At 36.2% G+C, this 16,529-nt stretch carries 13 protein-coding genes and 1 riboswitch; all 13 genes read right to left on the bottom strand.

Annotation, left to right across the window (positions count from 1 at the left end; translation table 11 throughout):
* Positions 1-5 precede the first annotated feature (5 nt).
* The 13 genes from MKY49_RS14415 to MKY49_RS14475 all read right to left on the bottom strand — a co-directional run bounded on the left by MKY49_RS14415 (position 6) and on the right by MKY49_RS14475 (position 16,526).
* The gene (locus tag MKY49_RS14415; RefSeq protein ID WP_312507518.1) at positions 6-1,229 is read right to left on the bottom strand and encodes an MFS transporter; all 1,224 of its coding nucleotides are present in this window, start codon (positions 1,227-1,229) and stop codon (positions 6-8) included.
* 318 nt (positions 1,230-1,547) lie between these two features.
* A complete protein-coding gene (locus tag MKY49_RS14420) occupies positions 1,548-2,849 on the bottom strand; it encodes a hypothetical protein (protein ID WP_274793662.1) in 1,302 nt (433 codons plus the stop codon).
* Between the two features lie 161 nt (positions 2,850-3,010).
* Complete coding sequence (locus MKY49_RS14425) at positions 3,011-5,881, bottom strand: hypothetical protein (protein WP_341386558.1); 2,871 nt, start codon at positions 5,879-5,881, stop codon at positions 3,011-3,013.
* 275 nt (positions 5,882-6,156) lie between these two features.
* Positions 6,157-8,499, bottom strand: a complete 2,343-nt coding sequence (locus MKY49_RS14430; RefSeq protein ID WP_341386559.1) for an ATP-binding protein — start codon at positions 8,497-8,499, stop codon at positions 6,157-6,159.
* A complete protein-coding gene (gene comX, locus MKY49_RS14435) occupies positions 8,483-8,641 on the bottom strand; it encodes a competence pheromone ComX (RefSeq protein WP_341386560.1) in 159 nt (52 codons plus the stop codon). Before comX ends, MKY49_RS14430 begins: the two co-directional genes overlap by 17 nt.
* Before the next feature lie 271 nt (positions 8,642-8,912).
* Entirely contained in the window at positions 8,913-9,284 is a 372-nt protein-coding gene (locus MKY49_RS14440) for an SMI1/KNR4 family protein (RefSeq protein ID WP_341386561.1), read from the bottom strand.
* Between the two features lie 29 nt (positions 9,285-9,313).
* Positions 9,314-10,261 (bottom strand): ADP-ribosylglycohydrolase family protein, encoded by a 948-nt coding sequence (locus tag MKY49_RS14445; RefSeq protein WP_341386562.1) that lies wholly within the window; start codon positions 10,259-10,261, stop codon positions 9,314-9,316.
* 29 nt (positions 10,262-10,290) lie between these two features.
* On the bottom strand, positions 10,291-11,061 hold the full coding sequence (locus MKY49_RS14450) for a macro domain-containing protein (RefSeq protein ID WP_341386564.1): 771 nt from the start codon (positions 11,059-11,061) through the stop codon (positions 10,291-10,293).
* A gap of 338 nt (positions 11,062-11,399) precedes the next feature.
* Entirely contained in the window at positions 11,400-12,863 is a 1,464-nt protein-coding gene (gene gcvPB, locus MKY49_RS14455; RefSeq protein ID WP_274793717.1) for an aminomethyl-transferring glycine dehydrogenase subunit GcvPB, read from the bottom strand.
* Complete coding sequence (gene gcvPA, locus MKY49_RS14460; RefSeq protein WP_274793718.1) at positions 12,856-14,202, bottom strand: aminomethyl-transferring glycine dehydrogenase subunit GcvPA; 1,347 nt, start codon at positions 14,200-14,202, stop codon at positions 12,856-12,858. Before gcvPA ends, gcvPB begins: the two co-directional genes overlap by 8 nt.
* Before the next feature lie 25 nt (positions 14,203-14,227).
* Positions 14,228-15,331, bottom strand: a complete 1,104-nt coding sequence (gene gcvT / locus MKY49_RS14465; RefSeq protein ID WP_341386565.1) for a glycine cleavage system aminomethyltransferase GcvT — start codon at positions 15,329-15,331, stop codon at positions 14,228-14,230.
* Between the two features lie 261 nt (positions 15,332-15,592).
* Positions 15,593-15,684: riboswitch (glycine riboswitch) on the bottom strand.
* A 144-nt stretch (positions 15,685-15,828) separates the two neighbouring features.
* Positions 15,829-16,344, bottom strand: a complete 516-nt coding sequence (locus tag MKY49_RS14470; RefSeq protein WP_274793720.1) for a shikimate kinase — start codon at positions 16,342-16,344, stop codon at positions 15,829-15,831.
* A gap of 20 nt (positions 16,345-16,364) precedes the next feature.
* Positions 16,365-16,526 carry a hypothetical protein gene (locus MKY49_RS14475; protein ID WP_322611560.1) on the bottom strand — a complete coding sequence of 54 codons (162 nt, stop codon included), beginning with the start codon at positions 16,524-16,526 and terminating at the stop codon, positions 16,365-16,367.
* Positions 16,527-16,529: the final 3 nt, after the last annotated feature.

The following is a 16,529-nucleotide window of genomic DNA, read 5'->3' on the forward strand; positions in this document are numbered from 1 at the left end:
ATTTTTTATGCTTTCAATAAAGTCCCTTTTTGGTCATTAAGCGTGACAATGGACACAATACAGATGAGCGCAAAGCCAATCAACATCCAAAATGCCGCATCAAACGAACCATTAAAAGCATCTACCATAAAGCCAATTGCCATAGGTGTAACAAAACCTGCTAACTGTCCACCTGTATTGGCGATACCCATTGCCGAACCTGTAATTGAAGAAGGTAATTTCTTCAGTACGATAACAGGTAATAACGTAATGACGAACGCTATAAAGATCGAAACAACTGTTTGATAACCAATAAATAACGTCACTGTTTTGGCCGTAAACATTAAATACAATAATATGCCGATGACAGCACAGGATATGGACCCTAGTACCTTCTCCATTCCTCTTGGTAGCTTATCAATAATAAATCCGCTGCCATACACACCGATAATCGTTGTAATAGCAGGAATTGTTTGTGCCCAGCCAATGGACATTAAATCCAATCCACGATTTTTCTGAAGATACGTAGGAATCCAAGAAACTAATCCCCAGTTCACTGCATAAATACAAAAATATGCAATGATCAAATTCCACATAAGTGGTGTTTTCAATAATTCTTTAAAATTTACCTTTGTAGTAGGATGATTTGTCCCAGCTTCTTCTACTATTTCAGCCTTCGGAAGCTGAATATACTTCCAGTATAATAAGGCAATAATCGCTCCAATCGACCCGATAATAATAAACATCATGCGCCAACCAATCGTTCCTAATAAATAAGCAGCTAGCAGCGGCACAATTAATGATACAATCCCTCCAGAAGTAAGCATGATGGACATGGCTCTTCCTCTTTCTTCTTTCGGGAAAATCGTCGCAATAATCTTAGAGCTCGCTGGCTGAAATCCACCCTCTCCAATGCCAAATAAAAAGCGAATCACAATCATAGCCGTTAATGACCAAGCAATTGCTGTTAGACCGGTGAAAATAGACCACATAATAACAGCCAACAGTAAGATTCGTTTTGCGCCAAATTTATCAGCAAGCCAGCCACCTGGTATTTGCATAATGGCATAGCCTAAAAAGAAAGCGCTTAAAATAATACCCGTAGAGGATGCATCTAATTGCAAATCACCTGTAATTGAAACAACTGCATAGTTCATAATGTAACGGTCTAAGTTTCCTAAAGACCAGCCCAAAAATAATAGCGCAAGGATAACATTTCTAGATTTTTTAGTTACTTCATTTGTTAACATTCATATCCCTCCCATATCTCAAAACATTCTCTAACATTGCAGTCTCTGCTTCACTGCTTTTTTTCCTTAATGATCTTTGCCCCCTTGTAATATCTAGTAAAATAAAACCCCTTTTATATACCGACATTTTCGTTATATATTCGTATAATAATCAAACTTCTATGAAAAAACAATATTTTTTTGAAAATTTCTAATAGATAATCGTCTTTGTAAACGAACATTCATCTCTTTAAAAGGTTCACAATTCCTTGATAAATCAGTTTTTAAAGGACAAAAAAAGCCCCAAACCATTTTTGGCTTGGGACATCTTCATTATTTTTAAACAAGCTGATACATTTTTATCGGCCTACCACGAGTATGCTGTAATTCTTCTCCACAAATTCTCGCTAAATCCACTCCACATAAATCTGCCACGATTCGTTGGGCATTTCTTTCACTCATCTGAAGCTGTGTCGCTAAATCCTTTGTCGTAAAATGCTTCCAGTGCATTTTCTGCACAAGCGCATAAATTTTCATGTACGTTTTTACACTAATATTACCTTTTTTTAGTTTTTCTAAAATAAAAGGGTCTTCTGCTCGATAGGAATACGTAAGCTCTTCTACATTCCCTACGGATTCAATAATTGTTCCATCATCCTGAATCATAACAATATCTACCGCTTCATTTTCCTTCGTCTGTCTTAATCCTCGATGAGCATGTAATTCAGCATTGAACACCGTTTGAGCAAAACCAATGCCTGCCGTTACCTTCGCTTCCATTTCAATGGACAGCTGGTACATTTTTTCCTGTAAAAATTGGATTTGTCCTTCAATGGCTCCCCTTGTACTAAAAATAGTATACTTTCCATTCCCTTCTTCAATCAGTGAGCCATCAATTTGTTCACAGAGCTGAAGCAGGTTTTCCTTTATGCGCAATTCTAAATACTGTATACGGTACCCTTGCTTCATTCTTTCTTTTAATGAATCGAAGTCCTTTATTTCCAGCATAACTGCACCAATTTGGGTCTCTTTATAATAGGACGTTTTGATTTTTTCTGTAAAAAGCTGAACGGTATGGTAAATTTCCGTTTTGGTCGGTGAAACCCAATAAGACGGCACACCTCTTTTTTTCAGCTCTTCATCAACAGAAGGATAGCAAGTAATCGCAAAATCGATTTTGCCCGCCTGCCAGAGATCATAGTGGAAATCAAATAGTTCTTGTGGATTAACAGCCACATCAAATTCCTTTAAATACATGTGATGGACATTATGCTGAATTTCCGCAAGACTCTCTGACGCCATTTGGGAAGGCGATGGGATGATGTCGATACTGACATTTTCAATAAACTTTTTTTGTTGATAGGACTGCTCTAAAAAGCCCCGATAAATAGCTGCTTCGGAAAAAATAATATGAGTCAATTTATCCTTGGAAACATTCGTTTGACTGGCAAGCTTATAGGGGATGTAGCCAGAAAATAGCCAGAAATCCACATCCTGATTATAGGTCTCGACAAGATGCTTTGTTTCCGTCGCCACTTCATAAATATACGGAATAAACTCCATATCCTGTTCAATTTCCCGTGCTAACGCAATAATTCTCTCAACCGATTTAGCGGGACCAACAACACCTATTTTATACATCTTTTGTTCCTACCTTCTTTGTAAAGCTATAATTGTTTATGTAAAAAATTTCTTTCTCTGTTGTACATAGTATAGCGAACAATGAAATTACTAGACAAATAATAATGATTTTATCTATAAAGAAAGCCCCGAAAATCCATCGGGGCTTCTTGTAGTAATTATTATTGTTCAGTTGGATACATGTTGTTATAAAGTAACTCTAATTTCTTTGAAAGCTTACCATAGGCAGTTTGCCATGCTTTGCGAGCCTTCTCATCTCCATCCACTGGAACGTATAGAGCATGAACGTCTGCTACCTTTTTCAAATCCCCTTCCGCCTGTGTCAGCTTCGAATAATTTTTTACGATCTTCTGATCAGTAGCACTTAATTGATCATAAATCGCACGAATTTCTTTCACTTTTTCCTCTAACCCAGCTATATATTCACCTTTTACAACTAGAGAATTGATAGACTCAATTAACAGCAAAGCACTTTCATTTGTTTGCTGTTGCCCTTTCTGCTTATCAATAATCAACTGTCTAGTCGCAGCATCAATCAGGCTCACTTGTTTAGACGTCAGCTTTTCAAATGCCTTGATGACTGTACTTGGATTATTATTAAACGATTTCTCATAAGTCTTCATAAAGGATTCTACCTTTTTGACATCCGCCAATGCTGCTTTTAAAATATCATAATTTGTAATTAATTTTTTATCACTTGAGCTAAGGCTACTATACTGTGTCGATAGATTTTTAATTCTATCAATGGAAACTGTATAAAGATCATTTGCTAAAATGCTTGCAATATCATGATTTAGCTGTGTAATATTCGGCGCATTTTCATCAATAATTTGATTATTTAATAAAGCCTCATATTGCTCTTTTGCTAAATGTTGTTGATTCGAAGGTAATTTAGCATACGCTTTTTGCACTGTTTCAATTTTTTTAGCTTGTTTAGCAGCATCTGTTTCTTCTCTAGCTGTCTGGACTTTTTTATGGAATGATTTCACACCTGAAATATCCTTCTTTGCTGCTGTTAATAAATAATAATTCGTCACATATTTTCTTGCACCTGACGATAGACTTTTATACGTTTCTGACGCTTTATCAGTTGCGGATTCTAATTGTTTGAATGTAAAGGTAGTGACATCTGCAAATTTAGCTATTTCGGCCTTCAATGCTTCCGCAGCAGCCTTATCAGCAGGCACTTTACCATTGTCATCAATCGAAACCTTAGGCGTATTCAGTAAAAAGTCATCGGCATTATAGACAAGGGACTGTTGTAAAGTCGTAAGCTTATTATAAGCTTTGAGAGCACTCGTATAGCTTGAATTCAGTTTACTTTCTGTCACGCCAGCTGTTCGAGATAATTTTTGATAAGCGTCCATATCTTTTATCACTTTTTCAGCTGCTTTTAAATCTTTTTGTAAAGTAACAAGACTGTCATAGCCAACAATTTGAGCTGCCGATGTTTTCGTTAAGCTCTTATATTCTTTAATCATACGATTGACATTATTGACATGACTCTGCCATGAGCTAGCTGATGGATTGATTGGATAGATATCATCGCCAATATAGCTCTCTATATCATGATTTAATGCGGCAATTTGACTCACTTCAGCACTTTCCGCTGTCGCTAAAAGCTGTACATACTTGTCTGATACTAATTTTAATTGCTTATACGTCAATTTTTCATAGGCAGATCGAATGGACTTCGCCACAGTAACTTGCTTATTCGGTGTATTGTCTGCCGATAATTTATCAAAGGATCTAATAAATTGCTCCACTTTTTTAATATCTGATTTAGCTTCTGTTAAAATAGCTTGATTTTGAATTGCCCCACGATAATTTGGGGATAACTTTGCGATATCCTCTTCAATGCTAGTCACTAACGCTTTTAGGGTATCCTTATCTGAAGGTACATATTGTGCAAGAGAATTTTCGTAGGATAGTAAATGAACAATAGCTTGATTTAATCGTCGAACTTCTGAAATTTCCTCCAGATCATTTGGCTCATTTAATAAATTTTTAATGTTCGTATAGAGGACTTCATTCGCATCTAAGCTGCGTTGTAACTGATCAAGCTTATTATAGGCCTCTTCCATCTCTTGAATATATTTAGGTCGATCCTTTTCATTCACGTCCTGTAATTTATCTACTTTTTCTTCTAATTTATTGAGTAGTGCCACATCAGCGAGGGCTCTCTTTAGAACATCATAATTGGACACATTTGCTTTTGCTGGTGCCGATAAAGCTTGATACTTACTTTCTAATTCCTTTATTTTGGCTTCGAATGATTCAAAATCTGATACATTGTATTTATTATCATGGATTAGTAATGCTTTAATTTCATTTGTTAACGTATCAGTAGGTACGGTCGATACAGTAATGGTATTTGAAAGTTTAGATTCCACAAAAGAAAGACCTACTTTTGCTTTAACAGTGACGCTAATATCCTTGATGCCTTTTTCAATGGCGTCCTTTGGAATTGTATATGTACTCCCAGCGGCACCTTCAATAATTGTGAAGGAATTATCGCCAAGCTTATAAAACCATTGATAACTATATGTAATTTGGTCACTTTGTAGTTTGGCACCACCCTTATCTGTAACAGAAACGCCAGCTACTTTCACTGTTTCACCAGGTGCTACAAAACTGGAAGAGGAATGACCCTCCAAAGTTGGAATAGTGATGTCCAAGTCTAATGCTTTTATATCACGTGGCTCACTTTGAAACTTTTTACCGTCAATTGTAGTTGCTTCTACAAAGATTGATTTTCCCGCTGCTTCAACTGGCACTTTAAATGATCGTGAAGTTGCGCCAGAAATCGGCTTATTTGTTACTGAATTTGAACTATCTTCACTCGTAATGTCCTCTAGGTAATACCATTGATAGCCATTGACCACTGCATTATTTGGTAATTGCTCAACTGTTAATGTTCCATTGACTATATTTTCACCACTAATGGAAACCGTTTCTGCTGCATTTGCTACAGCTGGTACAATGAGTGCTACTGGAACGGCTGCTGCTGTTAAAAATAATTTCTTATTCAAATCTATTGACCTCCTTAATCCTTCTAATGAATTATATCGGTCTTGCTGCTATAATTTCCTTTGTTCTGGAGAAATAATTGTAAAAAGTGTATTTTCTCTCTATTCTACTCTTATAAAACAATATTTTTTTGATGATAATATTTTATTTTTGATCAACCCTCTCAAAAAGTAAAAGATATCAAAAAACAAAAGCCTTCTAATCCGCATTCGTAGCCTCTACGAAGAGATTAAAAGGTTTAAATAAGTATATACCTATGTGCTTACACCTCATTTGGTTATCCTCGTATCATATAAGTTGGCCGGTTCAGCGTACTATACGTATAAGGATGCGTTTGATTGGTTTCACTAACTTGTATACGAATGGTTAGTCCTTCACCTACTTTGCTATCTAAGGCGAATTTCCCATTAAAAGCCTGAACCCTCTCTTGCATACCTTGAATGCCCATAGAATCCGCAAGTAGAATGTCATCTATATTACAGCCTACCCCATCATCGGTATACAAAATTTCAAAACCTTCTTCAGTGCCTAATAAATAGATTTCAACGGTATTCGCATTGGAATGTTTTAGAGCATTGTTTAACAATTCTTGGAACAAGCGATAAATCATTAAGTTTAACCGTTCATCCTCTAAATAAAGTCGATCAATCGTATAAACCAACACAAAATTTGCTCGTTTATGAATTTTTTGAATCAGTTTTTCAAGGGCGGCATTTAATCCTAACGTATCGAGAAGTGGTGGCTTTAAATTTTCACAGTAGCCCCTTAAATCATTCAAGGAAGTTACCATATGTTCATGCAGCTTTATGAGTCTCGCTGGGATCTCCTCTTTTTCCTTTGTATGCATAAGGACATCCATTTCTCTCGCAATATGAAGCTGTTCCTGTAAAATCGTATCATGAAGTTCCTGAGCAAGTTGATATTTTTCTTCCTCGAAGCGTAGCCAAAGTAATTTATTGAGCCACGGTAGTTGTCGATTATCAGCCTCTTTCATATGCTTTAACTGATTTAAAAGCTCCTCAACCATTTTCGTATTTTCAATAAAATTGTTTAAATAGAGCAATAACAATTCAAGCCATAACAACTCCTCATCCTTTAGATAAATCGATTTATTATGGTCAACAACAAGGATTCGTTTATAATTCGCATCTTGATGAATAAAGGCGATATAGAAATGATCTGTTTTTTTTATATCCCCTAGCCCTAAACGCTCGACAAGGACCTCATCAATTTGATGTTGCGTGTATTCCTTCGATTTATTCGTTAACGTCACCTGATGTGTTTGAAAATCATAGGTCAGAACATAAACACTTTCCATTTCAAGCTGGAGCACAACCTCCTGCACAAATTTCTCCAATAGATCTTCGATTTTGACCACTCGACCTATACTATCAACGGTAGTATACAAGCGATGAATGTAGTCCCCTTTCGTAGAGAAAAGGATTTTTCGCTTACGATAATCAATCCGCTCCTTCATGTAAAACAGGGCCATTAACGAGAGAAAAGCAAAAAAGAAAATCTCCGTCATGCGTGTAATCGAAAGATCCGTAAGCCAATACAGCCCCAATAACAGCCATAGTGTAAAAGCAAAAGAAAAATTAAAATAATAACGTAATCGAGAAATGAAATACTCCATATCAAAAATACGTTCAGTAAGTTGTGTAAATATAAAGCTGAATGGAATAAGCATTAGAAATAATGAACAAATATCACCAGAGAGTATATGTTTATGAAAGAAAATTTCTGGTATTGTAAATAAAAAAAGAAAAGGTAAGAATGGGATAATAATGCTCAATAAAAAAAGTTTTAACTGCGGGGTTTTATATAAAATATAACCCTTTCCTAATATAGAAAGAATTACAATTAGTAAAATAAAAAATAACAATAGAGTAATCTTTGATAATAATGGATTTGTAGATGGGTAGACAATACTTAATATACTAAGAAATACAACAATTAAAGGTATAGAATACAATAGTGTAATATTTTTAATATAACCCCATTTTAAATTTAAAAATAAAAAATAATTTCTTAAAAAATGAATTAATATAATAAGACAAAGCAGCATGCTACTACGATTAACGACTGTACCAACACTATTTAGCCTTCCAGATGCACCAATACTCACATATGCTAAAGATACAGTGAGAATAAACAAAATAAGTAAATTAATTAAGCTTGTATTTTTTTGTTTATAGTATAAGTAAATTGAGATAATTAAACTTAGTAAATAGAAGATTCCTGGCAATACCAATACATATAATAGTTGTTCTGGTATATCAAATGGGGCAATCTGTAGATGTATCGTTTCTCCGTTTTTTTTCAACAATGTTAATTCTTTAGCTACTCTAATGACAGGATTATAAGTGATGTTTTCTAAATCCGCGATGTTTTTCCCATCAATATCTAGAATAATGTCACCTGTAGCAATTTTTTGCTTCTCTGCCCATTCTTTATAATATGGATCAATTATTAACCACTGATCATTTTTTTCTTCTAATTTGATACCCAAAAAAGGCGTGCTATAAGTAACATAAAGTAAATAAATCCCTAAAATTAAATATGCACTTATAGCACACCATAGCCATTTATTTTTTATTAACCTAGTACCAAAGACCATGTTCTAATCGTACATCTTCATCAAACGAATCCAAAATTGCTTTTTGTTCAAGATCTGTTACACCAATTAAAGAAGCTTTTTTTTCTTTTAACAATGTTACCAACGACGGATTTTGCTCTAAATATTGAATCATGTTAATCATAAAATATCGCCTCATTTCATTAGTTTTAATTTATAATTACATAATTTGCTAAAAACTCTTTAAACAAAGGAATTATTAACCAAATTTGTAACTATAATTTTATTATACTACCACTCTCCAATAATTCAACATAATTTTCTAAAAAATACAAATAATTAATAGAATATGTAATAATTTAGCTTTATTTCTCCAAGAAAAGACATAGAACCCACCTAAAAAAGCCCATTCCAAAGATAGGAATAAGCTTCAACTTTTTATTGATTAATTTGTTTTACTGACAGCCATTTTGTAGCCACTTACTTAAGTCCATAGTGACCACCGTGGCATGTTGTGGATTCATATCTCCGCTATCTACTGCAAAAACGCTAGAATCATTCCCCTGAATGGCCATTAAAAATACCATTCCACCACCATCGTCACCAATAGCTATATAGCCTTTCGCATATTCCTCCACTTCCCAAGTCTCATTTCTTTCTATCAATTCCTCTGTACCGTAAATTAACACCCCATTAGCCAGTGATACACCATTCACCTCTTGTAGGACTCGCCTATAAACGGTTGGGAGTTGACATGACATAATATGTTCCACTTGTAGAATGTCGTTCTCTGTAGCTGGTAAATTTGCATTATGTATAGGAAGCATTTTGACACATCCTTTCGTTTACATTCTCTTTACACCTGTGCTTCACAATACTCGTAAAACGCCAAAATTAAGTCATCAACCTTTTGTTTACTGACAATTTTACCCAACCATTCTTCTGGAATTTCATCCAACTGTTTATACATACCCGCTATCGAACCTGTAATGGCTCCAACGGTATCCGTATCTTCTCCTAAATTAACTGCCATCAGAATCGCTTCTTTAAATGTTGTAGAATTACCTACACACCAAATAGCCGCTTCTAGCGAATGAACAATATAGCCGCTTGATTTAATCTCGTCTTCAGGCGTATTTAAAAAGTTTTCATGAAAAATCCTTGTGTAAGCATCTAACTCTGCTTTCATTTCATTTTGTAAATTATTTTGCAGTAAGTCAAATACCTCTTTTAAGGCCACTTCTAATGAATTGTTTCGGTATAAGCTTAATAATAGCTCAATGTAAATGATGGACCCTACTATGGAACGCGGATGACCATGAGTAATCTCTGTATATTGATGAACTAATTCTTTTCTTTTAGCAAAATCTAACTCATGCATGACCACGAATACTAAAGGAGCTATCCTCATTAGTGTACCATTGCCATTATCAAACTCGCCCGTTTTACCACATTGTGCTGGCGGAACACCTTTTTTATAGTTGGAAACGGCTTCCGCTGTAGTAATTCCAATATCAAACATTTCGCCAAATGGTGTAAGATAGCCATGCTCCATGTATTGCACAAATTTGTTCATCAATGTTTTGGTATCGCCTTTTTCAATAATGTTTTCTACCAAGCAGAGTGTTAGAGAAGTATCATCAGACCAAGTACCAGGTGGTTGATTGTAAGTACCATACCCCATCACATCTTGCACACGGAACGTTCCTCTTTGTTTAAATTCGACTGGTACGCCCATTAGATCACCGATAATCCCACCGTATAAAGTGTCAAACACACGCTCCCTCAATTGTGTATCTACCATAAATGCCACCCCTACTTTTATTTAATTTATCACAATTCAAAAACAGTACATTTAATTTTATAATAAATTAATTCCTCATTTATTATTTTTTCAATCTCTTCCCAATCTCCTCCAGCTAAACCTGAACCAATTTTAGGCATCTGTATCGATAATCTATTTATTAATGCAAATCTCGCAACTTTTCTTAAACATAATCGAAGTGCATCATAATCAATATAGGTTGTATGATCTTTATCATTTTTCCTCACACCATGTTGTGCAAGCATATTGGCAACAAAAGTTGCTCTCTGCTGGTCTACACATACAAACTGAACTTCTCCTAACCCAAAAGTTTCTTTATCCTTAGACCATTTTACATATTCATTTTTGGCAAAAGGGAATTGCTTTGATAAAGATAAAACAAAACCTTTTCCCCATTTTCCTAAAATATTGACAACATGAATGATGAGTGTTTGTTCTTCTAAAGGAAGCGAAGCATCGCCCTTTAAGTAGTTAATTTGAGATTTGTTAGCTACAATTCCTTCCTGCCATTTATTCTCAAATTCTAATTGAGTAATAGGTACACTATCGCTTAAATCTAAACTATCGATATGTCCGTCATACAATAAAAATCCAATATTTTCATTCCAATCATGTAATGATGAAGAACAGTACATATCATTGTTAATTATATTAATCTGCCTAGTTGCAACGCCATCATCAAATTCTGTATATAATTGTCCACAACCTTTTAAAAATTCAATATTATCACATTTATAGTATAATAGACTATTATTAGTCCTTGCGTGACTCACTACCACTGCTAACCTCCATTTCGCAAAAACTTTTTTTCCATCAATAATAAAAGACCTAACTAGTTCATGAACATTTCAATCTGTAACATTACATCTCATAAAAAAGAGTTTCTTAAAATTGCAAATTAATGTAATTATATCAATGCAGCCATTTATATTAAATAGTTATGTTTTATCGTACAATGGTGAGTATAATTTCCTTGAGCATTTCAGCGCTATACAAACCTGTTCTAGCCAGTGCTCGGGGCTCTTTAATTTATCACCTTTATAGCCTTTCAAGAACCATAAAAAAGCGCCCAATAAGTATTAATCTTATCGGACGCTTTTATGTTCAGTTTTTAATACTATGCCTTTTGATAACGAAGCACTGGTGTACGAGCAGCGCGTGTTTCGTCTAAACGAGATACGACTGTTGTATGTGGTGCTTCTTGTACAATCGATGGATTTTCTTCTGCTTCTTTCGCAATTTGAATCATTACATCACAGAATGCATCTAACGTTTCTTTAGATTCTGTTTCAGTTGGCTCAATCATTAACGCCTCTTCCACATTTAATGGGAAGTATGTTGTTGGTGGATGGTAGCCAAAGTCTAACAGACGTTTTGCGATATCTAATGTACGAACGCCTTGTTTCTTTTGACGGCGACCAGATAACACAAATTCATGTTTACAGTGACGGTTATATGGAAGATCATAGAATGGCTCTAAACGACGCATCATGTAGTTGGCGTTTAGGACTGCATATTCTGTAACAGCTTTTAAGCCATCTGGACCCATTGTACGAATGTACGTATAAGCACGAACGTTGATACCAAAGTTACCATAGTAAGGTTTTACGCGTCCGATTGATTGTGGACGATCGTAGTCGAAGTGATATGTGCCTTCTTCAGTTCTAACTAATACTGGTTTTGGTAGGAATGGAATTAAGTCTGCTTTTACGCCTACTGGGCCAGAACCCGGACCACCGCCACCGTGTGGACCTGTAAATGTTTTGTGCAGATTTAAATGTACGCAGTCAAAGCCCATGTCGCCAGGACGTGCTTTACTCATTACGGCATTTAAGTTCGCACCATCATAGTACACTTTACCGCCTACAGAGTGAATTAGCTCTGCCATTTCAATAATGTTTTCTTCAAATAAACCAAGTGTATTCGGGTTTGTTAGCATTAAAGCAGCTGTGTCAGAACCTACTACTTTACGAAGATCTTCAATATCTACTAGACCATTCTCATCCGATTTAACAGTAATTGTTTCAAAACCTGCTACTGTTGCCGATGCTGGGTTAGTACCATGTGCTGAGTCAGGAACAATGACTTTATTACGGTGTCCCTCACCATTTGCTTCATGGAATGCACGAATCATCATTAATGCTGTCCATTCACCGTGAGCACCTGCTGCTGGTTGTAATGTCACTTCATCCATTCCTGTAATTTCTACTAAAGAAGTTTGTAAATCATAGAGAAGCTCCATTGCACCTTGTGCTGTTGATTCATCCTGTAATGGGTGAACATTGGCAAAGCCTGAAAGACGTGCAACTGTTTCGTTAATTTTCGGATTGTATTTCATCGTACAAGAGCCAAGCGGATAGAAGCCAGAGTCTACTCCGTGGTTTCTACGAGAAAGTGCCGTGTAATGACGCATAATATCAAGCTCAGACACTTCAGGTAATTCTGCCGCTTCAGCACGAACTAAGTTTGCAGGTAATAAATCTGCTAGGTCTACTTCTGGCACATCAAGTGCCTCTAAGCTATAGCCAACACGACCTTCTTTTGAAATTTCAAAAATGAGTGATTGATTTTCGTTATGCATTAAGAGCCCCCATTTCTGCAACTAGTGCATCAATTTCTTCTTTTGTGCGTAATTCAGTAACTGCTATTAGCACATGATTTTTAAGAGAGTCATAATTTTGACCTAATGGATATCCACCGATAATCCCTTTTGCAATTAAGCCTTTATTGATTTCCTTCACACATTTATTCGTTTTCACAACGATTTCGTTGAAGTGGGCACCTTGGAATGCTACTGTAAAGCCTGCTGCTTCAAAGGCATTTTTCGCATAACGTGTTTTCGCAATATTTTGTGTTGCCATTTCACGAATGCCTTGTTTACCTAGAGCTGTCATGGCTACAGAAGCTGCAAGTGCAAGAAGAGCTTGGTTCGAACAAATATTAGATGTCGCTTTATCACGACGGATATGCTGTTCACGTGCTTGTAATGTTAATACATAACCACGACGACCTTCACCATCTACTGTTTCACCAACAAGACGGCCTGGAACCTTACGCATTAATTTTGTTGTTACGGCAAAGAAACCACAGTGTGGTCCACCGAATGCTTCAGAAATACCGAAAACTTGCGCATCCCCTACACAAATATCCGCACCTAGTTTACCAGGAGGTGTTAAAATGCCTAATGCCAGTGGATTAGAAGATACCACAAACAAGCTTTTTGCTTCATGAGCAATATCCCCGATGACTTGAATATCTTCTACTTGACCAAAGAAGTTTGGATATTGAGCAATAACAGCTGCTGTGTTGTCATCAATCATCTCTTTTAATGCATCCACATCTGTCACGCCATCTTTTTGTGGAATTGTCACGATTTCGATCGATTGACCATAGGCATATGTAGCCACAACATCACGATATTCTGGGTGCACTGTTTCAGACACTAAAATTTTCTTACGACGTGTATGACCAGCTGCCAGCATACCTGCCTCTGCTAATGCTGTACCACCGTCATACATAGAAGAGTTAGCAAGATCCATACCAGTTAGCTCAGCAATCATTGTTTGGAATTCAAAGATTGCTTGTAGCTCACCTTGTGAAATCTCCGGTTGATACGGCGTATAAGCTGTATAGAACTCTGAACGAGAAATAACATGATCCACGATGACTGGTTTATAGTGGTTGTAAACGCCTGCACCTAAAAATGATACATTAGCATTTGTGTCCTTATTTTTTGCGGCAAGTGCCGTTAATTCTTTTAATAAAGCAGACTCTGATTTTGCTTCCTTAATGTCATAAAGGCCTTTAAAACGTACTTTCTCTGGAATATCCTCGAATAATTCATCTACTGAGGATACACCGATTACGTCTAACATTTCTTTTTGATCTTGCTCCGTCATTGGTAAATAACGATGTTTCATAAATGTAGGTCCCTCTTTTCAACTATTATTTTGAACGCTTGTAAAACGGTGTTTCTACTGTGATTACCTTTAAGTACTTACCACGAATTTCGATTTCTAGCTCAGTTCCGATTGTTGCGAATTGACTGTCAATTAACGCGTGACCAACATTACGTTTAGATGAAGGAAGCTGTGTGCCCGTTGTTACTTCACCAATTTCCTTACCATCCTTCAACACTTTGTAACCATGGCGTGGAATTCCTTTATCGATCATTTCAATTCCTACCAGTTTACGAGGAAGACCATTTTCCTTTTGTGTTACTAATGCTTCGTGACCGATAAAGTCTTCTTTATTTAATTTCACAGCAAAGCCAATACCTGCCTCAAGTGGAGAAATTGTTGCTGATAGCTCTTGACCATATAGTGGGAGCCCCGCTTCAAAACGAAGTGTATCACGACAACCAAGACCTGCAGGAACAACGCCTTTATCCTGACCTGCCTCTAAAATTTTTCCCCATAGTGCTTTAATATCTTCTGGAGCACCATATAATTCAAAGCCATCTTCACCTGTGTAGCCACTACGAGAAACTAATACTTTATGGCCTGCCACTTCAACATCCTCTTGGAAGCGGAAAAATTTAATGGCACTCACATCAGTTGAAGTTAAAGATTGCAGCACTTCTTCTGCTAACGGACCTTGAAGTGCAATTTGTGCATAGGCATCTGATTGGTTATCAATCGTCACATCATATTGATGTTGATTTTCCATCATCCAATCATAGTCCTTTTCGATATTTGCTGCATTAACACATAATAAATAGTGATTGTCCGCTAATTTATAGGTTAATAAATCATCAACAACGCCACCATTTTCATAGCACATAGCTGTGTATTGTGCTTGGCCCGCCACTATTTTTGACACATCATTTGACAAAAGATTTTGTAAAAAATCTAATGCATCTGGACCAGTGACTAAAATTTCACCCATATGTGATACATCAAATAACCCTGCACGATGACGCACTGCATCATGTTCTTCCTTAATAGAAGAGAATTGAACAGGCAATTCCCATCCACCGAAGTCAACCGTTTTCGCACCGTACTTCGCATATTCTTCAAATAGAGGTGTACGTTTTAATTCGTTCGCCATTCTTTTTTGCCCCCTTATTGTTAATTACATTTTTACTAGTAGTAGTTCGTCTGCTTTTTGTAGTAGTACAGTCCATGCGCTCTCTTGCTCACATATATACTTGTAGACATAAAAAAAGACAGACGAACCCCTTTTCGGGATTCTCTGTCCTTGCACCTGAAAGTTACACCAGACTAGCTCGCAATGCTTTTACCATTGCCAATTAGTCGGCTTTCCCCTTTGGTGGCTGTTATTGTTATACTACAGCTCTCTCCAGAGTTGCGTCTTGTACGAGTCCTTTTACCTGAGAGATTCATAGCCATTACTACTTGCTCCTTCGGTGGCGTCTATACGCGCTCTCCCCGCACAATCATCCGCCCAAGATAGATCTTGGTACTATTTAGTATTCAATGAACATTTAGTTACTTATTTGTCTATATCCTAACATTAAATGCATTGAAAAGGCAATCATTTTTTAAAAGATAATAAAAGACGAACATTATTTTAATAAAATTGTATTATCGTTCGTTTTTTAATCTTTTCACTTGAAATACTAAATACTCTAGAATTTGGCGAATCGTTCTGCCTTCTGTCAGTACTTGGATATGTCCTGCATCACGATAAAACTTTCTTCTGTAATGATACAGACTTTCTAATTCTTCCTTTGTGGAGCTCTGTACAATGGGTCTGTTTGGATCATGCTGTATTCGTTTATAAATATCTTCAAAAGACGCATCTAGAAAAAATACTAATCCACTACGTCTCATAATTTTTCGATTTTCAGCATTTATGGCAACGCCACCACCTGTGGAAATAATACATGCCTCATTTCGGAAATTTTTCAAAAATTCTGTTTCTATTTCCCGAAAGCGGGCCTCTCCGTATTTTTCAAAAATCTGTGGAATTGTCATCCCCTGCTGACGCACGATCTCATGATCCATATCATAATATGGCATCTTTAATAAATAGCTTAAACGTCTTCCTAACGCACTCTTTCCACTACCCATAAACCCAACTAAATATATTTTTCGCAATTCGAATCACCTTCTTATAACTACGATTCTACACTGTCTGACAAAATTTGTCCTAATAAATTTATCGTAGCTCGAACATTCAATTTTTCTAGCCCATCATATGTTCGAAACTGCATTTCATAAGACATACAATACGCAAGAACAAAAGTAGTTACAAAAAATAATAATGCAATTGCGATCAAAAA

It is taken from the genome of Lysinibacillus sp. FSL M8-0134, from assembly GCF_038069745.1.
Taxonomy (GTDB): domain Bacteria; phylum Bacillota; class Bacilli; order Bacillales_A; family Planococcaceae; genus Lysinibacillus; species Lysinibacillus irui.